Consider the following 20,011-nt stretch of genomic DNA (forward strand, 5'->3'; position numbering starts at 1 on the left):
AGAAGATGAGCCTTCTCCCGTTACATACTCAGGGAGTGAAGACGCTATGTCTCATTTGAATTACAACCATCTTTACTACTTCTGGCACGTCTACAAGCAGGGCTCGGTGGTGGGGGCGGCTGAGGCGCTCTATCTCACGCCGCAGACCATTACCGGCCAAATCAAGGCGCTGGAAGAGCGCCTGCAGGGCAAGCTGTTCAAGCGTAAAGGCCGCGGGATTGAGCCAAGCGAACTTGGGGAACTGGTCTTTCGCTATGCGGACAAGATGTTCACCCTCAGCCAGGAGATGCTGGATATCGTCAACTATCGCAAAGAGTCTAACCTGCTCTTTGACGTCGGCGTGGCGGATGCGCTGTCCAAACGGCTGGTGAGCGGCGTGCTGGATGCCGCGGTGGTGGAAGATGAACAAATCCATCTGCGCTGCTTTGAATCCACCCACGAGATGCTGCTGGAACAGCTGAGCCAGCATAAGCTGGATATGATTATCTCGGACTGCCCCATCGACTCCACGCAGCAGGAAGGGCTGTTCTCAGTGAAGATTGGCGAATGCGGTGTCAGCTTCTGGTGCATTAATCCACCGCCGGAAAAACCCTTCCCGGCCTGTCTGGAAGAGCGTCGCTTATTAGTGCCGGGAAGGCGGTCAATGCTCGGGCGTAAGCTGTTGAACTGGTTTAACTCGCAGGGGCTGAAGGTGGAGATCCTCGGTGAATTCGACGATGCGGCACTGATGAAAGCCTTTGGCGAAGCGCACAATGCCATCTTCGTTGCGCCAACGCTGTACGTGCTCGATCTCTATTCAGACAACAAGATTACGGAGATTGGCAGAGTGGATAACGTGATGGAGGAGTATCACGCCATATTTGCCGAAAGAATGATTCAGCACCCGGCGGTGCAGCGAATCTGCAACCGTGACTACTCGGCGCTGTTTACGCCACCGGCAATCTGAAGACATAAAAAAACCCGCATTAAGCGGGTTCTTTAAACAAGCAACAACAAGTAGCGATTAAGCCAGTTTGTTGATCTGCGCGGTCAGGTTTGCTTTATGACGCGCTGCTTTGTTTTTGTGGATCAGACCTTTAGCAGCCTGACGATCCACGATTGGTTGCATTTCGTTAAATGCGTTCTGCGCTGCAGCTTTGTCGCCAGCTTCGATTGCTGCGTATACTTTCTTGATGAAAGTACGCATCATAGAGCGACGGCTTGCGTTGTGCTTACGAGCCTTTTCAGACTGAACGGCACGTTTCTTAGCTGATTTGATATTAGCCAAGTCCAACTCCCAAATATGATCTATGTGGACAATTCAAAGGCCGAGGAATATGCCCTCTTTGCCTTCTTTTGTCAATGGATTTGTGCAAATAAGCGCCGTTAAAAAGCGACGCTACGTTACGTAGTGATGGCGCAGGATTCTACCAGCTTGTCTTGCGTGAATACAGCCTTTCGGCATAAAAATCGCAGTTCACGAGCAGATTTTTTCGCTGTGAAAGGTCAGCCTGATGAAATCATTACGGCTTTCTGTTTTGCGCGAACAATCGCCGGTTAACCTTAACCGCGGTACAAGGTATACTTTGGCGATTTTCACTGTTTTGAGCCAGACATGAAGCTGATACGCGGCATACATAATCTCAGCAGCGCACCACACGGGTGCGTGCTGACTATTGGTAATTTCGACGGCGTGCATCGTGGTCATCAGGCGCTGTTGCAGGGATTGCGTAAAGAGGGGGAGGCCCGTGGCCTGCCCGTGGTGGTGATGATTTTCGAACCGCAACCGCTGGAGCTGTTTGCGGGGGATAAATCGCCCGCCCGTCTCACTCGCCTGCGTGAGAAGCTTCGCTACCTGGCAGAGTCCGGCGTGGACTACGTGCTGTGCGTGCGTTTCGATCGTCGCTTTGCCGCACTGACAGCACAAAATTTCGTCAGCGACCTGCTGGTTAAGCGTCTTGGCGTACAGTTTCTCGCCGTGGGGGATGATTTCCGCTTTGGCGCTGGTCGGCAGGGCGATTTCTTGCTATTACAGAAGGCGGGCCTGGAGTACGGTTTTGACGTGACCAGCGCGATGACCTTCTGTGAAGGCGGCGTGCGCGTCAGCAGCACGGCGGTGCGTCAGGCGCTGGCGAATGATGAACTGGATACGGCAGAAACGCTGCTGGGGCACCCGTTTACCATCTCAGGCCGCGTCGTGCATGGCGACGCCCTGGGGCGCACGATAGGTTTCCCGACGGCGAATATCCCGCTGCGTCGTCAGGTTTCCCCGGTTAAAGGGGTCTATGCGGTGGAAGTGGCAGGACTGGGCGATAAGCCGTTTTACGGCGTTGCCAACATTGGCACGCGTCCCACTGTCGCCGGTGTACGTCAACAGTTAGAAGTGCACCTGCTGGACGTTGTAATGGACCTTTATGGTCGCCATATAGATGTAATACTGCGTAAAAAAATACGCAATGAGCAGCGATTTGCTTCACTGGATGAACTAAAAGCGCAGATTGCGCGTGATGAATTGACGGCCCGCGAGTTTTTTGGGCTATGAACCCGGCTTAAATGCCTACGTGATAAATACGGAACCGAGAATCTGATGAGTGACTATAAATCAACCCTGAATTTGCCGGAAACAGGGTTCCCGATGCGCGGCGATCTCGCCAAGCGCGAACCGGGAATGCTGGCGCGTTGGACCGATGATGACCTGTACGGCATCATTCGTGCAGCCAAAAAAGGCAAAAAAACCTTCATTCTGCATGATGGCCCTCCCTATGCGAATGGCAGCATTCATATTGGTCACTCTGTAAACAAGATTCTGAAAGACATTATTGTGAAGTCCAAAGGCCTCACAGGATATGACTCGCCTTACGTTCCGGGCTGGGACTGCCACGGTCTGCCAATCGAGCTGAAAGTGGAGCAAGAGTTTGGCAAGCCAGGTGAGAAGTTCACCGCCGCTGAGTTCCGCGCAAAATGCCGCGAATACGCTGCCACGCAGGTTGACGGCCAGCGTGCGGACTTTATCCGTCTGGGCGTATTGGGCGACTGGTCGCACCCGTACCTGACTATGGACTTCAAAACTGAAGCCAACATCATCCGTGCGCTGGGCAAAATCATCGGTAACGGCCACCTGCACAAAGGCGCGAAGCCGGTGCACTGGTGCGTGGACTGCCGTTCTGCGCTGGCAGAAGCCGAAGTAGAGTATTACGACAAAACCTCGCCTTCTATCGACGTGGCGTTCGACGCTGTCGATCAGGATGCGGTGAAAGCCAAATTTGGCGTCTCCTCCGTTAACGGCCCGGTCTCGCTGGTGATCTGGACCACCACGCCGTGGACGCTGCCAGCCAACCGTGCAATCTCCCTGTCCGGTGAGTTTGACTACGCGCTGGTGCAGATTGAGGGTCGCGCGGTTATCCTGGCGAAAGATCTGGTGGAGAGCGTGCTGAAACGCGCGAACATCACCGACTACACCGTGCTGGGTACCGTGAAAGGCGACGCGCTGGAACTGATGCGCTTCAAACACCCGTTCCTGGGCTTCGACGTTCCGGCCATCCTGGGCGACCACGTTACGCTGGAAGCCGGTACCGGTGCGGTACACACCGCCGGTGGTCACGGTCCTGACGACTACAACATCAGCCTGAAGTACGGTCTGGAAATCGCTAACCCGGTGGGGCCGGACGGCTCGTACCTGCCTGGTACTTATCCGGCTCTGGACGGTATCAACGTCTTTAAAGCCAACGACATCATCGTGGATATGCTGCGCACCAGCGGCGCGCTGCTGCACGTTGAGAAAATGCAGCACAGCTATCCATGCTGCTGGCGTCACAAGACGCCGATCATCTTCCGTGCAACCCCGCAGTGGTTCGTCAGCATGGATCAGAAAGGCCTGCGTGAGCAGTCTCTGAAAGAGATCAAAGGCGTGCAGTGGATCCCGGACTGGGGCCAGGCGCGTATCGAATCCATGGTCGCTAACCGTCCTGACTGGTGTATCTCCCGTCAGCGTACCTGGGGCGTGCCGATGTCTCTGTTCGTACATAAAGAGACGCAGGAACTGCACCCGAATACCCTGGAACTGATGGAAGAAGTGGCGAAACGCGTCGAAGTTGACGGCATTCAGGCGTGGTGGGATCTCGATGCCCGCGACATCCTGGGCGCGGACGCGGACAACTACGAGAAAGTGCCAGATACCCTGGACGTGTGGTTCGACTCTGGTTCGACCCACGCCTCGGTGGTTGACGTGCGTCCAGAGTTTGCCGGTCACGCTGCCGACATGTATCTGGAAGGGTCTGACCAACACCGCGGCTGGTTCATGTCATCCCTGATGATCTCCACCGCCATGAAAGGTAAAGCACCTTATCGCCAGGTACTGACTCACGGCTTCACCGTGGATGGTCAGGGTCGTAAGATGTCTAAATCCATCGGGAACACCGTTTCTCCGCAGGATGTGATGAACAAGCTGGGCGCAGACATTCTGCGTCTCTGGGTGGCTTCTACCGACTACACCGGCGAAATGGCAGTGTCGGACGAGATCCTGAAGCGTGCTGCCGACAGCTATCGTCGTATCCGTAACACTGCGCGCTTCCTGCTGGCGAACCTGAACGGTTTTGATCCAGTGAAGGACATGGTGAAACCGGAAGAGATGGTCGTGCTGGACCGCTGGGCGGTAGGCTGTGCGAAAGCGGCGCAGGACGATATCCTGAAAGCCTATGAGTCTTATGATTTCCACGAAGTGGTGCAGCGCCTGATGCGCTTCTGCTCCATCGAAATGGGCTCGTTCTATCTCGACATCATCAAAGACCGCCAGTACACCGCGAAAGCGGACAGCGTGGCGCGTCGTAGCTGCCAGACCGCCCTGTTCCACATCGCTGAAGCGCTGGTTCGCTGGATGGCGCCGATCATGTCCTTCACCGCAGATGAAATCTGGGGCTACCTGCCAGGCGACCGTGAGAAATATGTCTTCACGGGCGAGTGGTACGAAGGTCTGTTCGATCTCTCCAGCACCGAAGCGATGAACGATGCCTTCTGGGACGAGCTGCTGAAAGTGCGTGGCGAAGTGAACAAGGTTATCGAGCAGGCGCGTGCGGACAAGAAAGTCGGCGGCTCTCTGGAAGCGGCAGTCACCCTGTACGCCGAACCTGAGCTGGCGGCAAAACTAACCGCGCTGGGTGATGAATTACGATTTGTCCTGTTGACCTCCGGTGCGAAAGTTGCGGATTATGCCGAGGCCTCTGCTGATGCTCAGCAGAGCGAGCTGCTCAAAGGACTGAAAGTCGCGCTGAGCAAAGCCGACGGTGAGAAATGCCCGCGTTGCTGGCATTACACCACGGATGTCGGCCAGGTGGCGGAACACGCAGACATCTGCGGACGCTGTGTAAGCAACGTCGCCGGTGACGGCGAAAAACGTAAGTTTGCCTGATGAGTAAAACTCTCTGTTCAACAGGACTGCGCTGGCTGTGGCTGGTTGTGGTAGTGCTGATTATCGATCTGGGCAGCAAATTCCTGATCCTCCAGAACTTTGCTCTGGGGGAGACGGTCCCGCTGTTCCCGTCGCTTAACCTTCACTACGCACGTAACTACGGTGCGGCGTTTAGCTTCCTTGCTGACAGCGGTGGCTGGCAGCGCTGGTTCTTCGCGGGTATCGCTTTAGGTATTTGCGTCATACTGGCAGTGCTGATGTACCGTTCGAAGGCAACGCAAAAGCTGAATAACATCGCCTACGCGCTGATCATTGGCGGCGCGCTGGGCAATCTGTTCGATCGCCTGTGGCACGGCTTTGTGGTCGATATGATCGACTTCTACGTCGGCGACTGGCACTTCGCGACCTTTAACCTCGCCGATAGCGCAATTTGCATCGGTGCGGCGTTAATCGTGCTGGAAGGTTTCTTGCCGAAACCGGCCGCGAAAGAGCAGGCGTAAGCATCAATGCCGGGTGGCGCTACGCTTACCCGGCCTACAGAATTTGTGGCCTCCCGTAGGCCCGGTAAGCGTAGCGCCACCGGGCAACAGGTGACCCAAAACAAGCGAGCAATTTGCATGTCTAAATCCGTACAGAGCAACAGCGCGGTTCTCGTTCACTTCACGCTGAAGCTGGATGATGGCTCCACGGCTGAATCCACCCGCAATAACGGCAAACCGGCCCTGTTCCGTCTTGGCGATACCTCCCTGTCTGAAGGTCTTGAGCAGCAGCTTCTTGGCCTGAAAGAGGGCGAGAAAAAAGCCTTTTCGCTGGAGCCAGATGCTGCGTTTGGTGTGCCAAGCCCGGATCTGATCCAGTATTTCTCGCGTCGCGAATTTATGGACGCTGGTGAGCCGGAAATCGGGGCGATTATGCTCTTTACCGCTATGGACGGCAGCGAAATGCCTGGTGTGATCCGCGAAATCAACGGTGACTCCATTACCGTTGATTTCAACCATCCGCTTGCCGGGCGTACCGTTCATTTTGATGTTGAAGTGCTGGAGATTGACCCAGCACTGGAGGCCTGAAATGCAGATCCTGTTGGCTAACCCGCGCGGCTTCTGCGCCGGTGTAGACCGCGCTATCAGCATTGTTGAAAACGCGCTGGAAATTTACGGCGCGCCGATTTATGTGCGTCACGAAGTGGTGCACAACCGCTACGTGGTCGACAGCCTGCGCGAGCGTGGTGCTATTTTCATCGAGCAGATTAGCGAAGTGCCGGACGGCGCGATCCTGATCTTCTCCGCGCACGGCGTCTCTCAGGCCGTCCGTAACGAAGCGAAAAGCCGCGATCTGACGGTCTTTGATGCCACCTGTCCGCTGGTGACGAAAGTGCATATGGAAGTGGCGCGCGCCAGCCGTCGTGGTGAAGAGTCGATTCTGATTGGCCACGCGGGTCACCCGGAAGTCGAAGGCACGATGGGCCAGTACAGTAACCCGGAAGGGGGCATGTACCTGGTGGAGTCGCCTGAAGATGTCCTGACGCTGAACGTCAAAAACGAAGCCCGTCTGTCGTTTATGACCCAGACGACGCTCTCCGTCGACGATACCTCTGACGTGATTGACGCACTGCGTCAGCGCTTCCCGAAGATCGTCGGGCCGCGTAAAGACGATATCTGCTACGCCACCACCAACCGTCAGGAAGCGGTGCGCGCGCTGGCTGAACAGGCGGATGTGGTGCTGGTGGTCGGCTCGAAAAACTCCTCTAACTCTAACCGTCTGGCCGAACTGGCACAGCGTATGGGTAAAGCGGCATTTCTGATCGACGACGCGACGGATATTCAGGAAGCGTGGGTGAAAAATGCGGCCTGCGTCGGCGTGACCGCAGGCGCTTCCGCGCCGGATATTCTGGTGCAGAACGTCATTGTCCGCCTGCAGGAACTCGGCGGCGGCGAAGCGGTTCCGCTCGAAGGACGCGAAGAGAACATTGTTTTCGAGGTCCCGAAAGAACTGCGTATCGATGCTCGCGAAGTGGAATAACCCCTTATCTGATGAAAGGCCAGCATCTCATGTGCTGGCCTTTTTTTTGCTCCGTACTTTATCGTGACGACAAAATCATGTCTTTTACTGATATTTAAGTCTGTTTCACGTTAAATTCTAATTATCGGTGTTTTCAGTTGGCAGCCTTTGCGAAGGCTGGTTAATCTGAAAACGATTTACATCATTTTAACGTAAGAGAATAACTATGCATGATGCACAGATCCGTGTCGCCATTGCGGGCGCGGGTGGACGTATGGGCCGTCAGCTGATTCAGGCGGCACTTCAGATGGATGGCGTGGCACTGGGCGCGGCGCTGGAGCGTGAAGGGTCATCACTGTTGGGAGCCGATGCAGGTGAACTGGCGGGCGCAGGAAAGACCGGTGTCACCGTACATAGCAGCCTGGAAGCGGTTAAGGATGACTTCGATGTATTTATCGATTTTACCCGCCCGGAAGGGACGCTGACGCATCTGGCGTTTTGCCGTCAGCACGGTAAGGGGATGGTGATCGGCACCACCGGTTTTGACGACGCAGGTAAGCAGGCCATCCAGGATGCATCGAAAGAAATTGCGATTGTCTTCGCGGCAAACTTTAGCGTGGGCGTTAACGTTATGCTGAAGCTACTGGAGAAGGCGGCGAAGGTGATGGGCAACTACACCGACATTGAGATTGTTGAAGCGCACCACCGCTACAAAGTTGATGCGCCGTCAGGCACGGCGCTGGCGATGGGCGAAGCGATTGCTCATGCACTCGATAAAGATTTAAAAGACTGCGCGGTCTATACCCGCGAAGGTCATACCGGCGAACGCGTACCGGGCACGATTGGTTTTGCTACCGTCCGTGCGGGTGACATCGTCGGCGAACATACGGCGATGTTCGTCGATATTGGCGAACGCGTCGAAATTACGCATAAAGCTTCCAGCCGAATGACGTTTGCCAATGGTGCAGTGCGTTCCGCTTTGTGGCTGAAAGGCAAGAAGAGCGGCCTTTTTGATATGCGAGATGTGCTTGATCTCAACAATCTGTAAGCATTATTACCCATCGTGATGTGGTTATTGCAGTCGTAATATATTGATTGCATAGGGCAATATTTTATTGCCCTTTTATTTTAACTCATTTTCTTTAATTTTTGCTCTAAAGCTTAAAAACAAGCGCTTTTATCGCTTGTTTTCGTTACTGAAATGTAAATTTTGACCATTTGGTCCACTTTTTACTGCCTCGCCGAATAATTTTTCATTAAAACTTGCACGCAAGCGTTTTCTACAGTGATTTACCTGATCTTTTTGTCGCTTAAGTGGCTTTACTCTCGCCAGGCTTGCAAAAGGATAAACAAAATATCCGTTTTAAGTTGACTTTTAGCCTCCCAATCTCCAGAATGCCGCCGTTTGCCAAAAATCCGCTGGCAACACATTTGCATTGATTCATGACATGGTTATGAATTAATATGCAAATAAAGTGAGTGAATATTCTCTGGAGGGTGTTTTGATTAAGTCAGCGCTATTGGTTCTGGAAGACGGAACCCAGTTTATCGGTCGGGCCATAGGGGCAACGGGTTCGGCGGTTGGGGAAGTCGTTTTCAATACTTCAATGACCGGTTATCAAGAAATCCTCACTGATCCTTCCTATTCTCGCCAAATCGTTACTCTTACTTATCCTCATATCGGCAATGTCGGCACCAATGCGGCTGACGAAGAATCTTCTCAGGTACATGCGCAAGGCCTGGTCATCCGCGACCTGCCGCTGATTGCCAGCAACTTCCGCAGCACTGAAGATCTCTCGTCTTACCTGAAGCGCCATAACATCGTGGCGATTGCTGATATCGATACCCGTAAGTTAACGCGTCTGCTGCGCGAGAAGGGTGCACAGAACGGCTGCATCATCGCGGGTGATAACCTCGATGCCACGCTGGCGCTGGAAAAAGCGAAAGCCTTCCCGGGTCTGAACGGCATGGACCTGGCGAAAGAAGTGACTACCGCTGAAGCCTATAGCTGGACGCAGGGTAGCTGGACGCTGGAAGGCGACCTGCCGGAAGCGAAAAAAGAGAGCGAGCTGCCGTTCCACGTGGTGGCCTATGATTTCGGCGCCAAGCGCAACATCCTTCGCATGCTGGTTGACCGCGGCTGCCGTCTGACGGTGGTTCCGGCGAAAACCTCTGCCGAAGACGTACTGAAGATGAACCCGGATGGCATCTTCCTTTCTAACGGTCCTGGCGACCCGGCTCCGTGCGACTACGCTATCGACGCCATCAAGTCCTTCCTGGAAACCGACATCCCGGTATTCGGCATCTGCCTCGGCCATCAGCTGCTGGCGCTGGCGAGCGGTGCGAACACCATCAAAATGAAGTTCGGCCACCACGGTGGTAACCACCCGGTGAAAGATATTGATAACAACACGGTGATGATCACCGCGCAGAACCACGGTTTTGCCGTCGATGAAGCGTCAATGCCGGCTAACCTGCGCGTGACGCATAAATCACTGTTCGATGGCACCCTGCAAGGGATTCATCGTACCGATAAGCCAGCGTTCAGCTTCCAGGGCCACCCGGAAGCCAGCCCGGGCCCGCACGACGCCGCGCCGCTGTTCGATCACTTCATCGAACTTATCGAGCAATACCGTAAGACCGCTAAATAATCAGGAGCCGAGAAGACCATGCCAAAACGTACAGACATAAAAAGCATCCTGATCCTTGGCGCTGGCCCGATTGTTATCGGCCAGGCCTGTGAATTTGACTACTCCGGTGCGCAGGCATGTAAAGCCCTGCGTGAAGAGGGGTACCGCGTTATCCTGGTCAACTCCAACCCGGCGACCATCATGACCGACCCGGAAATGGCGGATGCAACCTACATCGAGCCGATTCACTGGGAAGTGGTACGCAAAATCATTGAGAAAGAGCGTCCGGATGCTGTGCTGCCAACCATGGGTGGCCAGACGGCGCTAAACTGTGCGCTGGAGCTGGAGCGTCAGGGCGTGCTGGCCGAGTTCGGCGTGACCATGATTGGCGCGACCGCCGATGCGATTGATAAAGCAGAAGACCGTCGTCGCTTCGACGTGGCGATGAAAAAAATCGGCCTCGACACCGCACGTTCTGGTATCGCGCACAATATGGAAGAGGCGCTGGCCGTTGCGGCTGAAGTGGGCTATCCGTGCATCATCCGTCCATCCTTCACCATGGGGGGGACCGGCGGCGGTATCGCCTACAACCGCGAAGAGTTCGAAGAGATTTGCGAACGCGGTCTGGATCTCTCGCCAACCAAAGAGCTGCTGATTGATGAATCGCTGATTGGCTGGAAAGAGTACGAGATGGAAGTGGTGCGTGATAAAAATGACAACTGCATCATCGTCTGCTCCATCGAAAACTTCGATGCGATGGGTATCCACACCGGCGACTCCATCACCGTTGCGCCAGCCCAGACGCTGACCGACAAAGAGTACCAAATCATGCGTAACGCCTCGATGGCGGTGCTGCGTGAAATCGGCGTGGAAACCGGCGGCTCAAACGTGCAGTTCTCGGTGAACCCGAAAACGGGGCGTCTGATTGTTATCGAAATGAACCCGCGCGTGTCCCGTTCCTCCGCGCTGGCCTCCAAAGCGACCGGCTTCCCGATTGCGAAAGTGGCGGCGAAACTGGCGGTGGGTTACACCCTCGATGAGCTGATGAACGATATCACCGGTGGCCGCACGCCAGCCTCCTTCGAACCGTCCATCGACTACGTTGTGACCAAAATTCCACGCTTCAACTTCGAGAAATTCGCCGGTGCGAACGACCGCCTGACCACCCAGATGAAATCTGTCGGTGAAGTGATGGCGATTGGCCGCACGCAGCAGGAATCCCTGCAGAAAGCGTTGCGCGGTCTGGAAGTGGGTGCAACCGGCTTTGACCCTAAAGTCAGCCTGGACGACCCGGAAGCACTGACCAAAATTCGCCGCGAACTGAAAGATGCGGGTGCAGAGCGTATCTGGTACATCGCCGATGCCTTCCGTGCTGGCCTGTCCGTCGACGGCGTATTCAACCTGACCAACATTGACCGCTGGTTCCTGGTGCAGATTGAAGAGCTGGTGCGTCTGGAAGAGAAAGTGGCAGAGCTGGGCATCAACGGCCTGGACGCAGACTTCCTGCGTATGCTGAAGCGTAAAGGTTTCGCCGATGCGCGTCTGGCTAAACTGGCGGGCGTACGTGAAGCGGAAATCCGCAAGCTGCGTGACCAGTATGACCTGCACCCGGTTTACAAGCGCGTGGACACCTGTGCGGCGGAGTTCTCCACCGACACCGCGTACATGTACTCCACCTATGAAGACGAGTGTGAAGCGAACCCGTCCGTCGACCGCGACAAGATTATGGTGCTGGGCGGCGGTCCAAACCGTATCGGCCAGGGCATTGAGTTTGACTACTGCTGCGTACACGCCTCGCTGGCGCTGCGCGAAGACGGTTACGAGACCATCATGGTCAACTGTAACCCGGAAACGGTCTCAACCGACTACGACACCTCCGACCGCCTCTACTTCGAGCCGGTTACTCTGGAAGACGTGCTGGAAATCGTGCGCATTGAGAAGCCAAAAGGCGTTATCGTGCAGTACGGTGGCCAGACTCCGCTGAAGCTGGCACGTGCGCTGGAAGCCGCAGGCGTACCGGTTATCGGTACCAGCCCGGATGCCATTGACCGTGCGGAAGACCGCGAGCGTTTCCAGCAGGCGGTTGACCGTCTGAAGCTGAAACAGCCAGCCAACGCCACCGTCACCGCCATTGAGATGGCCGTTGAGAAGGCGAAAGAGATTGGCTATCCGCTGGTGGTGCGTCCTTCTTACGTCCTGGGCGGTCGCGCGATGGAAATCGTGTATGACGAAGCTGACCTGCGTCGTTACTTCCAGACGGCGGTGAGCGTTTCTAACGATGCGCCAGTGCTGCTCGACCGCTTCCTCGACGACGCGGTAGAGGTGGACGTTGACGCCATCTGCGACGGCGAAATGGTACTGATTGGCGGCATCATGGAGCATATCGAGCAGGCGGGCGTGCACTCAGGTGACTCAGCCTGTTCTCTGCCAGCCTACACCCTGAGCCAGGAAATTCAGGATGTGATGCGTCAGCAGGTGCAGAAGCTGGCCTTCGAGCTGCAGGTTCGCGGCCTGATGAACGTCCAGTTCGCGGTGAAAGACAACGAAGTCTACCTGATTGAAGTGAACCCGCGTGCGGCACGTACCGTCCCGTTCGTCTCCAAAGCCACCGGTATTCCGCTGGCGAAAGTGGCGGCGCGCGTGATGGCGGGCCAGACGCTGGCGCAGCAGGGCGTGACCAAAGAGATCATTCCGCCGTACTACTCGGTGAAAGAAGTGGTGCTGCCGTTCAACAAATTCCCGGGCGTTGACCCGCTATTAGGGCCAGAAATGCGCTCTACCGGGGAAGTGATGGGCGTGGGCCGCACCTTCGCTGAAGCGTTCGCGAAAGCGCAGCTCGGCAGTAGCTCCACCATGAGAAAATCAGGCCGTGCGCTGCTCTCCGTTCGCGAAGGCGATAAAGAGCGTGTGGTTGACCTGGCGGCCAAGCTGCTGAAACAGGGCTTCGAGCTGGATGCAACTCACGGTACGGCGATTGTGCTGGGTGAAGCCGGTATCAACCCGCGCCTGGTGAACAAGGTGCATGAAGGTCGTCCGCACATTCAGGACCGTATCAAGAATGGCGAATACACCTACATCATCAACACCACCGCAGGCCGTCAGGCGATTGAAGACTCCAAGCTGATTCGCCGCAGCGCGCTGCAGTACAAAGTTCACTACGACACTACCCTGAACGGCGGTTTCGCAACAGCTATGGCGCTGAACGCGGATGCCACCGAGAAGGTGATTTCAGTGCAGGAAATGCACGCGCAGATTAACAAGTAAGACAAAATGCCCGGTGCCATTCGGTTGCCGGGCATTCTTCCCCTCTTCAGAACCTTCTGGTTTTCCATCCGCTTTCAGTCAGTTAGCCTAAAATGGTTAGGTCGATAACGAAATTCATCTGAGAGCAGGGGAAAACACCATGCAAAATAAATTACTGATCGCTTCCGTTCTGGCTGCCACTGCACTGTTTACCGTAGCAGGCTGTTCGTCTAACCAGGCAGTCAAAACCACCGATGGCAAAACCATCGTGACTGACGGGAAACCGCAGGTAGATGATGACACCGGACTGGTGTCGTACAAGAACGCCGAAACCGGTCAAACAGAGCAGATTAACCGTGACCAGGTGAAATCCATGGGCGAGCTGGATAACTAAAAAAAAGCCGTGGCAAATGCCACGGCTTTTCGCTTTTGCTGGACGATTACCAGCGGTGGTTCAGCAGGATATGGCCGCCATAGGCAGCATAGCTGTTCTCACCCCATTCGCCGCTGGCGCGCAGCGAAAGCGTCGTGGTTTCGTTCAGGTTGCCGGTGACGCCCAGTTCTAACTGACCACGATCTTCCGGCGTATCGTTGCTCACGGTTTCATCATTAAACGCCAGATCGTTTTGGCCTGCCCCTTTCAGCCAGTTCACCGCAACGTACGGCTGCCAGGCTTTCACGTCCTTCTGCTCGAAGTAGCTGGACTTAACGCCCAGACGACCAAAGATGCTGTCGTTGTCCAGGGTCGTTACGCGTACGCCGTCGCGATCGGTATGATTTTCCTGATCGAGATAGCTGTAGATCACCTGCGCCTGCGGCTCGATCTTCCAGGTACGCGCGTTTTCTGACGGGATAACCCACGCGTGGCCAACTTCGACAGACGCAGCGAAGCCTTCGCTGTCGTAGTCTTCATCATTGCGGTTGCTGGTCACTTTATTGTTGTACCAGCTATAAGCGGCCCAGGTATCAATGTAGCTGCCCAGACGTAATTTCTGATCTTCCTGCCAGGTGGCATACACCCCAACATTGAAACCGTCCACCTTGCCTTGAGCATCACGCACGTTGTGCTTCGCATCCGAATGCGTCTTCGCCTGGCCAGCACCGAACATGCCACCGGCACGCAGGATCCCATTGTCCATTGGCTTGCTCATGAAATCGCTGCCGACTTGCAGAACGGTCGTGGTGGTGTCGTAGCTGACTTTATCGCCGCCCGCGTCGTTCTCGTGATAACGCCCCTTAACGTACATCCAGGTGTTCAGATCGTCTTCATTGCGGAAGGTGATTTGATCGCGATCGTCACGCTTGTGCAGGAACATACCCTGGGCAGCAAGGTAGTTGCCTAAGTAAGCGCCAACTTCAGGGGCCATAACTTCAGGGGCTGAGTTGCCACCGTTATCGCTATTACCACCGTTATCCGTGTTGCCCCCGTTATCGCTATTACCGCCGTTATCCGTGTTGCCATCGGTATCGGTATTGCCACCGTTGTCGGTATTGCCACCGTTGTCGGTATTGTCGCCGTTATCGGTATTACCACCGTTATCGGTATTGTCACCGTCGGTGTTTCCGCCGTCATCATTATCGTCTGCCGGCTCATCTGATGGCGTCGCCTTCGATTCCAGATACCAGTTGCCGTCGCCGTGCTGATAGAGATTGTATTCATAAGCCCCGGCAACAATCGGCGCTGCCAGCGTCAGTTGGGCTTCAGAACTGCCACCGACGCTCACAATTTCCATACCATTTACCGTTTGAGCGCCCAGACCGCCTATATTCTTAACGCTGACATCAGACTGACCGAAGCTGCTGCCCGTAATGGTGAGGTGGTCGGTTGGTGCGTTATCTTCGCCGAGGCTGCTGTTCATTACGATCTGGCTACCAGAAGAACCCGTGTAGTCGCCGTTTATTATGAAATTGTTGCCAACACTGTTATTGGCCGCGCCGAGTAGCAGCGTGCCACCGTTGGTAACGTTGCCGTTGACCGTATCGATACCTGAAACGCTCAGGGTCGTGTTACCCTGAACCGCATTCCATGCCGCCAGCGTACCGCCGGTCAGGATATCAATGTTGTTATTCACTTCACCTGCCGTGGCAAACGCTGCACCATTTTCAACGGTGACGGTGGCGTTACTGCCTTTCACGCCGAGCGTTGCACCACTGGCGATCAGCGTCGTACCGTTATGCAGAACGGTATTTCCCGTGTAGCTATTATTGCCGGAGAGCGTCAGGGTGTTTGAATCTGCTTTTTCGACATTACCGCTGCCGGTAATGCCGGTGGTGAATGTGGAGGAACTGCCCTGATTAAAAATAACGGTGCCGTTGTTGGTCAGGCCACCGCTCAGCGTGGCGGTGTTCTTGCCATCACCAAGCTGGAGAGAGGCATCTTTTGCAACGAGGGTATTACCGGCATTCGCGACGGCGCCTGACAGGACTAAATCACCGCTGTTGACCTGTAAAGAGTCATCTGCGCCGATAATGTCTAAATTGCCTGACAGCGTCCACTTTTCACCATCCATTTTTACTGATGCAAAGCCATCCCCTTCCTTCAGTCCGATGAAATTGCTGTCTTCTGTGCCCGTACCAACCAGTGAAAGCGTGTTGCCTTTTGACGCGGTGGAGATGACATCTCCTTTGAGTGACGATCCTGTGTTCAGTACCAGCGTATTATTTTTCGTGCTGGCAAACATAATAGCTGTCGTATCGCCACTAATCGCGCCACTGTTTGTGATGTCCGCTTTCGACGTGTCCGTGACGTTGATACCGTACTGCGTTCCCTCTAAGGTGCCGGTATTAATAATTTTGGTATTACCATCGCTCAGGCTGATACCATCGCCGTTTGTACCCGTTATTTTTCCGCTATTATTTATTCCCACACCAATCTGAGAACTCAGGCCTGTGTTTCCTCTGATTATGCCTGTGTCAGTGTTAGCGATATTGACGGCTGAAGAGCTTTCACTGACGAACACGCCATTCTCTGTGCCTGTGATGTTTCCATCATTGTTTAGATCGCCAAGCATTGACTGAACATTTACGGCATTGGCTGTTGTAGAGGAAATGGTTGCACCGCTTTCATTATGAATAATGACTCGCTGAGCCCCGGTATTAATATCTAATCCATTCCCTTTTCCGGAAATATTACCTTTGTTGGTCGTGGATGTGACATTGATGCCTGTGACCGATACGGCACTCTCGCTTCCTGCGGAGGAAATGGTGACATCTTTATTTATCACGTATTCTGCATCAGCGGAAAAATCCTGGGGTACTGAGGTTGACTGGCTAATAGTTCCAGCGAAGGCCACTACCGGTGTGAATATAAGTAAAGCAGGAAATATATTTCCCAGAGTTTTTGTGGTCTTGTTTAATTTGAATATTTTGTTGCGCATTTACACGTCCATTTGAAAAGAAGTGGCGCTAATTAATGACTTAAAATAGCGCTTCTGGGCTACTTAAAAGAATGATTCAACGATAAAAAGCGTAAAATTATTAATTTTTCAATGTGTTATGTATAGATCATTTTGCTAAAGAATAATTTTATATTTTCTTAATTGATCACTTGCTAATATGCTTTAGCGCTTAATTATTCATTTCAAATATCATCTGATAACAGTCATTTTTGTTGGTTTGAGGTCTGCTATACCCGCCAGGAAGGAGGGTTGCCAATAGTTGCGTTTTACCTTTACGCGGCCTGTTGACCCTTTCACCGGGCGGGTTAACTGTCTACACTCACTGCTACAAGAAGAGAAGAAGACAGGTCATTTGATGATACTCATAATTTACGCGCACCCTTATCCGCAGCACTCGCATGCGAATAAGCGGATGCTTGAGCAGGTAAGGACGCTTGATAACGTAGAGATACGTTCCCTCTATCAACTTTATCCCGATTTTAATATCGATATCGCTGCTGAACAGGATGCGCTCTCCCGTGCCGATCTGATTATCTGGCAGCATCCAATGCAGTGGTACAGCACGCCTCCGCTCCTGAAACTGTGGATTGATAAAGTCTTCTCCCACGGTTGGGCGTATGGCCACAATGGCAATGCGCTAAAAGGGAAAAGCCTGATGTGGGCGGTGACCACTGGCGGAGGAGAAAGCCACTTTGATATTGGTTCTTTCCCGGGGTTTGACGTGCTGGCCCAGCCGCTACAGGCCACTGCACTCTATTGTGGTTTGAACTGGATCCCACCTTTTGCGATGCACTGCACGTTTGTCTGCGACGATGAAACGCTGCAGGCGCAGGCTCGCCATTACAAACAACGCTTACTTGAGTGGCAGGAGACGCACCATGGATAGCCATACGCTGATACAGGCGCTGATTTATCTCGGCGCGGCGGCGCTGATTGTGCCCGTGGCGGTACGCCTGGGGCTGGGCTCGGTTCTCGGCTACCTGATTGCGGGCTGCGTCATTGGGCCGTGGGGTTTTCGTCTGGTTACGGATGCAGAGGCGATTCTCCATTTCGCTGAAATCGGTGTTGTGCTGATGCTGTTTGTGATTGGTCTGGAGCTCGATCCGCAGCGCCTGTGGAAACTTCGCGCCTCGGTATTTGGCGGCGGGGCATTACAGATGGTGGCCTGCGGCTTGCTGCTGGGCGGGTTCTGCATCCTGCTGGGAATGGACTGGAAAGTGGCTGAGCTCATCGGCATGACGCTGGCGCTCTCCTCGACGGCCATTGCCATGCAGGCGATGAACGAGCGAAACCTGACGGTCTCCCAGATGGGGCGCAGTGCGTTCTCGGTGCTGCTGTTCCAGGATATAGCGGCAATTCCGCTGGTGGCGATGATCCCGCTGCTGGCGGCAAGCGGATCCTCCACGACGCTGGGCGCGTTCGCGCTGTCGGCACTGAAGGTTGTAGGGGCGCTGGCACTGGTGGTCCTGCTGGGCCGCTACGTGACCCGTCCGCTGCTGCGTTTCGTCGCCCGCTCGGGTCTGCGCGAAGTGTTCAGCGCCGTGGCACTGTTCCTGGTCTTTGGTTTTGGTTTGCTGCTGGAAGAAGCCGGGCTGTCGATGGCGATGGGGGCATTCCTTGCGGGCGTTCTGCTGGCAAGCTCTGAATACCGGCACGCGCTGGAAAGCGATATTGAGCCGTTCAAAGGGTTGCTGCTGGGACTGTTTTTCATCGGCGTGGGGATGTCCGTCGACTTCGGCACGCTGGTCACACACCCGCTGCGGATTATCATCCTGCTGGTCGGTTTCCTGGTCATTAAAATGGCAATGCTGTGGCTGATTGCGCGGCCTTTAAATGTGCCGGGTAAACAGCGCAGCTGGTTTGCAGTACTGCTGGGGCAGGGGAGTGAATTTGCGTTCGTGGTCTTTGGCGCCGCGCAGATGGCAAACGTGCTGGATCCTGAGTGGGCAAAAGCGCTGACGCTGGCGGTCGCACTCTCGATGGCTGCAACGCCTGTTCTGCTGGTGGTGCTGACTCGCCTCGAAAAATCGGGTAGCGATCAGGAGCGCGAAGCCGATGAAATCGACGAGGAGCAGCCACGCGTGATCATCGCTGGTTTTGGTCGCTACGGACAGATCGTAGGGCGTTTGCTGCTGTCGAGTGGGGTGAAAATGGTCATCCTCGACCACGATCCCGACCATGTCGATACGCTGCGTAAATTTGATATGAAAGTGTTTTACGGTGATGCCACCCGTGTCGATCTGCTGGAATCCGCGGGGGCCGCAAAAGCGGAGGTGTTGATTAACGCCATTGACGATCCGGAGACCAGCATACAGATGGTGGAGCTGGTAAAAGAACATTTCCCGGCGCTGACGATCATTTCCCGCGCGCGCGATGTGGATCATTACATCCGGCTACGTCAGGCAGGCGTTGAGGCACCCGAGCGTGAAACATTCGAAGGTGCGCTGAAATCCGGGCGTATGGCGCTCGAGAATCTGGGGCTCGGGGCGTATGAAGCGCGCGAACGTGCGGATCTGTTCCGCCGCTTTAACACCGGGATGGTGGAAGAGATGGCGGCGATGGCAGGCAGCACGGCCACGGAGCGGGCTGCGGTGTTTAAACGCACCAGTGCGATGCTGACGGAAATCATCAATGAGGACCGCAATCATCTGTCGCTGATCCAGCGTCATGGCTGGCAGGGCACGGAAGAGGGCAAGCATACCGGCGATCCGGCTGACGAGCCCGAGAGTAAACCTTCAGTGTGAAGTGGCGTTGCCAGCAATATTAAAAAATTTCTGTATCTTTACTCTGCCGCCAGTCGACGAAAGATTAAGCTTTCCGTATAGTGGCGGCAATTTTTTGCATCCGGGAAATTTTCAATGATCAGTCTGATTGCAGCGCTGGCGGTAGACCGCGTTATCGGTATGGAAAATGCCATGCCGTGGAACCTGCCTGCCGATCTCGCATGGTTTAAACGTACGACGTTAAACAAGCCGGTAGTGATGGGCCGCCTGACCTGGGAGTCGATTGGTCGTCCATTGCCGGGCCGTAAGAATATCGTTATCAGTAGCCAGCCGGGTACTGACGATCGCGTCGAATGGGTTAAGTCCGTAGATGAAGCGATTGCTGCCTGCGGTGATGCCGAAGAGATCATGGTGATCGGCGGTGGTCGTGTTTATGAGCAGTTCCTGCCTAAAGCGCAGAAGCTGTATCTGACCCACATTGATGCGGAAGTGGAAGGGGATACCCATTTCCCGGATTACGATCCGGACGAGTGGGAATCCGTATTCAGTGAATTCCACGACGCCGATGCGCAGAACTCCCACAGCTACTGCTTCGAGATTCTGGAACGTCGTTAAGTTTTTCCCCCTCACCCTGGG

At 54.7% G+C, this 20,011-nt stretch carries 15 protein-coding genes and 1 pseudogene; 14 read left to right on the forward strand and 2 right to left on the reverse strand.

Annotation, left to right across the window (positions count from 1 at the left end; genetic code table 11):
- Positions 1-46 precede the first annotated feature (46 nt).
- Positions 47-946, forward strand: a complete 900-nt coding sequence (gene nhaR, locus AAER43_RS03315; RefSeq protein ID WP_014882493.1) for a transcriptional activator NhaR — start codon at positions 47-49, stop codon at positions 944-946.
- A 57-nt stretch (positions 947-1,003) separates the two neighbouring features.
- Here nhaR and rpsT read toward each other — a convergent pair whose 3' ends face one another.
- Positions 1,004-1,267 (reverse strand): 30S ribosomal protein S20, encoded by a 264-nt coding sequence (gene rpsT, locus AAER43_RS03320; RefSeq protein ID WP_003856458.1) that lies wholly within the window; start codon positions 1,265-1,267, stop codon positions 1,004-1,006.
- A 152-nt stretch (positions 1,268-1,419) separates the two neighbouring features.
- Here rpsT and AAER43_RS03325 point away from each other — a divergent pair.
- From AAER43_RS03325 to AAER43_RS03370, 10 genes and pseudogenes are all read left to right on the forward strand, one after another.
- Positions 1,420-1,587 (forward strand): annotated as a pseudogene (locus tag AAER43_RS03325) (DUF2575 domain-containing protein).
- A gap of 7 nt (positions 1,588-1,594) precedes the next feature.
- Positions 1,595-2,521, forward strand: a complete 927-nt coding sequence (ribF, locus tag AAER43_RS03330) for a bifunctional riboflavin kinase/FAD synthetase (RefSeq protein WP_014882494.1) — start codon at positions 1,595-1,597, stop codon at positions 2,519-2,521.
- Positions 2,522-2,566: 45 nt separating this feature from the next.
- Entirely contained in the window at positions 2,567-5,383 is a 2,817-nt protein-coding gene (gene ileS, locus AAER43_RS03335; RefSeq protein WP_045135532.1) for an isoleucine--tRNA ligase, read from the forward strand.
- Entirely contained in the window at positions 5,383-5,883 is a 501-nt protein-coding gene (lspA, locus tag AAER43_RS03340) for a signal peptidase II (RefSeq protein WP_008502034.1), read from the forward strand. The genes ileS and lspA overlap by 1 nt, the downstream gene beginning before the upstream one ends.
- Before the next feature lie 117 nt (positions 5,884-6,000).
- Positions 6,001-6,450: an FKBP-type peptidyl-prolyl cis-trans isomerase gene (gene fkpB / locus AAER43_RS03345; protein ID WP_003856450.1), complete on the forward strand. Its 450-nt coding sequence runs from the start codon at positions 6,001-6,003 to the stop codon at positions 6,448-6,450.
- 1 nt (position 6,451) lies between these two features.
- A complete protein-coding gene (gene ispH / locus AAER43_RS03350) occupies positions 6,452-7,402 on the forward strand; it encodes a 4-hydroxy-3-methylbut-2-enyl diphosphate reductase (protein WP_014882496.1) in 951 nt (316 codons plus the stop codon).
- Positions 7,403-7,607: 205 nt separating this feature from the next.
- The gene (gene dapB / locus AAER43_RS03355) at positions 7,608-8,429 is read left to right on the forward strand and encodes a 4-hydroxy-tetrahydrodipicolinate reductase (RefSeq protein ID WP_050862290.1); all 822 of its coding nucleotides are present in this window, start codon (positions 7,608-7,610) and stop codon (positions 8,427-8,429) included.
- A 454-nt stretch (positions 8,430-8,883) separates the two neighbouring features.
- On the forward strand, positions 8,884-10,032 hold the full coding sequence (gene carA / locus AAER43_RS03360) for a glutamine-hydrolyzing carbamoyl-phosphate synthase small subunit (protein ID WP_014882498.1): 1,149 nt from the start codon (positions 8,884-8,886) through the stop codon (positions 10,030-10,032).
- 18 nt (positions 10,033-10,050) lie between these two features.
- Positions 10,051-13,275 (forward strand): carbamoyl-phosphate synthase large subunit, encoded by a 3,225-nt coding sequence (gene carB / locus AAER43_RS03365; RefSeq protein ID WP_014882499.1) that lies wholly within the window; start codon positions 10,051-10,053, stop codon positions 13,273-13,275.
- Positions 13,276-13,414: 139 nt separating this feature from the next.
- The gene (locus AAER43_RS03370) at positions 13,415-13,648 is read left to right on the forward strand and encodes a YgdI/YgdR family lipoprotein (RefSeq protein WP_014882500.1); all 234 of its coding nucleotides are present in this window, start codon (positions 13,415-13,417) and stop codon (positions 13,646-13,648) included.
- Positions 13,649-13,694: 46 nt separating this feature from the next.
- Here the strand turns inward: AAER43_RS03370 and AAER43_RS03375 are convergent, their stop codons facing one another.
- Positions 13,695-16,631, reverse strand: a complete 2,937-nt coding sequence (locus AAER43_RS03375; protein ID WP_192856927.1) for an autotransporter outer membrane beta-barrel domain-containing protein — start codon at positions 16,629-16,631, stop codon at positions 13,695-13,697.
- A 376-nt stretch (positions 16,632-17,007) separates the two neighbouring features.
- Between AAER43_RS03375 and kefF the strand changes: the two genes are divergently transcribed.
- From kefF to folA, 3 genes are all read left to right on the forward strand, one after another.
- Positions 17,008-17,538, forward strand: coding sequence for a glutathione-regulated potassium-efflux system oxidoreductase KefF (kefF, locus tag AAER43_RS03380; protein ID WP_014882502.1), 531 nt, complete (start codon positions 17,008-17,010; stop codon positions 17,536-17,538).
- On the forward strand, positions 17,531-19,396 hold the full coding sequence (gene kefC / locus AAER43_RS03385; protein ID WP_032637522.1) for a glutathione-regulated potassium-efflux system protein KefC: 1,866 nt from the start codon (positions 17,531-17,533) through the stop codon (positions 19,394-19,396). The genes kefF and kefC overlap by 8 nt, the downstream gene beginning before the upstream one ends.
- A gap of 114 nt (positions 19,397-19,510) precedes the next feature.
- Positions 19,511-19,990: a type 3 dihydrofolate reductase gene (folA, locus tag AAER43_RS03390; protein WP_006173915.1), complete on the forward strand. Its 480-nt coding sequence runs from the start codon at positions 19,511-19,513 to the stop codon at positions 19,988-19,990.
- The last annotated feature ends 21 nt before the right edge of the window (positions 19,991-20,011 follow it).

It is taken from the genome of Enterobacter sp. FUJ80071 (assembly GCF_038739915.1).
GTDB lineage: Bacteria > Pseudomonadota > Gammaproteobacteria > Enterobacterales > Enterobacteriaceae > Enterobacter > Enterobacter kobei.

Excerpts from the sequence above, each read along its gene's own strand:
- nhaR (WP_014882493.1), top strand. The coding sequence starts at position 47 with ATGTCTCATTTGAATTACAACCATCTTTACTACTTCTGGCACGTCTAC.
- ribF (WP_014882494.1), top strand. The coding sequence starts at position 1,595 with ATGAAGCTGATACGCGGCATACATAATCTCAGCAGCGCACCACACGGG.
- ileS (WP_045135532.1), top strand. The coding sequence starts at position 2,567 with ATGAGTGACTATAAATCAACCCTGAATTTGCCGGAAACAGGGTTCCCG.
- lspA (WP_008502034.1), top strand. The coding sequence starts at position 5,383 with ATGAGTAAAACTCTCTGTTCAACAGGACTGCGCTGGCTGTGGCTGGTT.
- fkpB (WP_003856450.1), top strand. The coding sequence starts at position 6,001 with ATGTCTAAATCCGTACAGAGCAACAGCGCGGTTCTCGTTCACTTCACG.
- ispH (WP_014882496.1), top strand. The coding sequence starts at position 6,452 with ATGCAGATCCTGTTGGCTAACCCGCGCGGCTTCTGCGCCGGTGTAGAC.
- dapB (WP_050862290.1), top strand. The coding sequence starts at position 7,608 with ATGCATGATGCACAGATCCGTGTCGCCATTGCGGGCGCGGGTGGACGT.
- carB (WP_014882499.1), top strand. The coding sequence starts at position 10,051 with ATGCCAAAACGTACAGACATAAAAAGCATCCTGATCCTTGGCGCTGGC.
- AAER43_RS03370 (WP_014882500.1), top strand. The coding sequence starts at position 13,415 with ATGCAAAATAAATTACTGATCGCTTCCGTTCTGGCTGCCACTGCACTG.
- AAER43_RS03375 (WP_192856927.1), bottom strand. The coding sequence starts at position 16,631 with ATGCGCAACAAAATATTCAAATTAAACAAGACCACAAAAACTCTGGGA.
- kefF (WP_014882502.1), top strand. The coding sequence starts at position 17,008 with ATGATACTCATAATTTACGCGCACCCTTATCCGCAGCACTCGCATGCG.
- kefC (WP_032637522.1), top strand. The coding sequence starts at position 17,531 with ATGGATAGCCATACGCTGATACAGGCGCTGATTTATCTCGGCGCGGCG.
- folA (WP_006173915.1), top strand. The coding sequence starts at position 19,511 with ATGATCAGTCTGATTGCAGCGCTGGCGGTAGACCGCGTTATCGGTATG.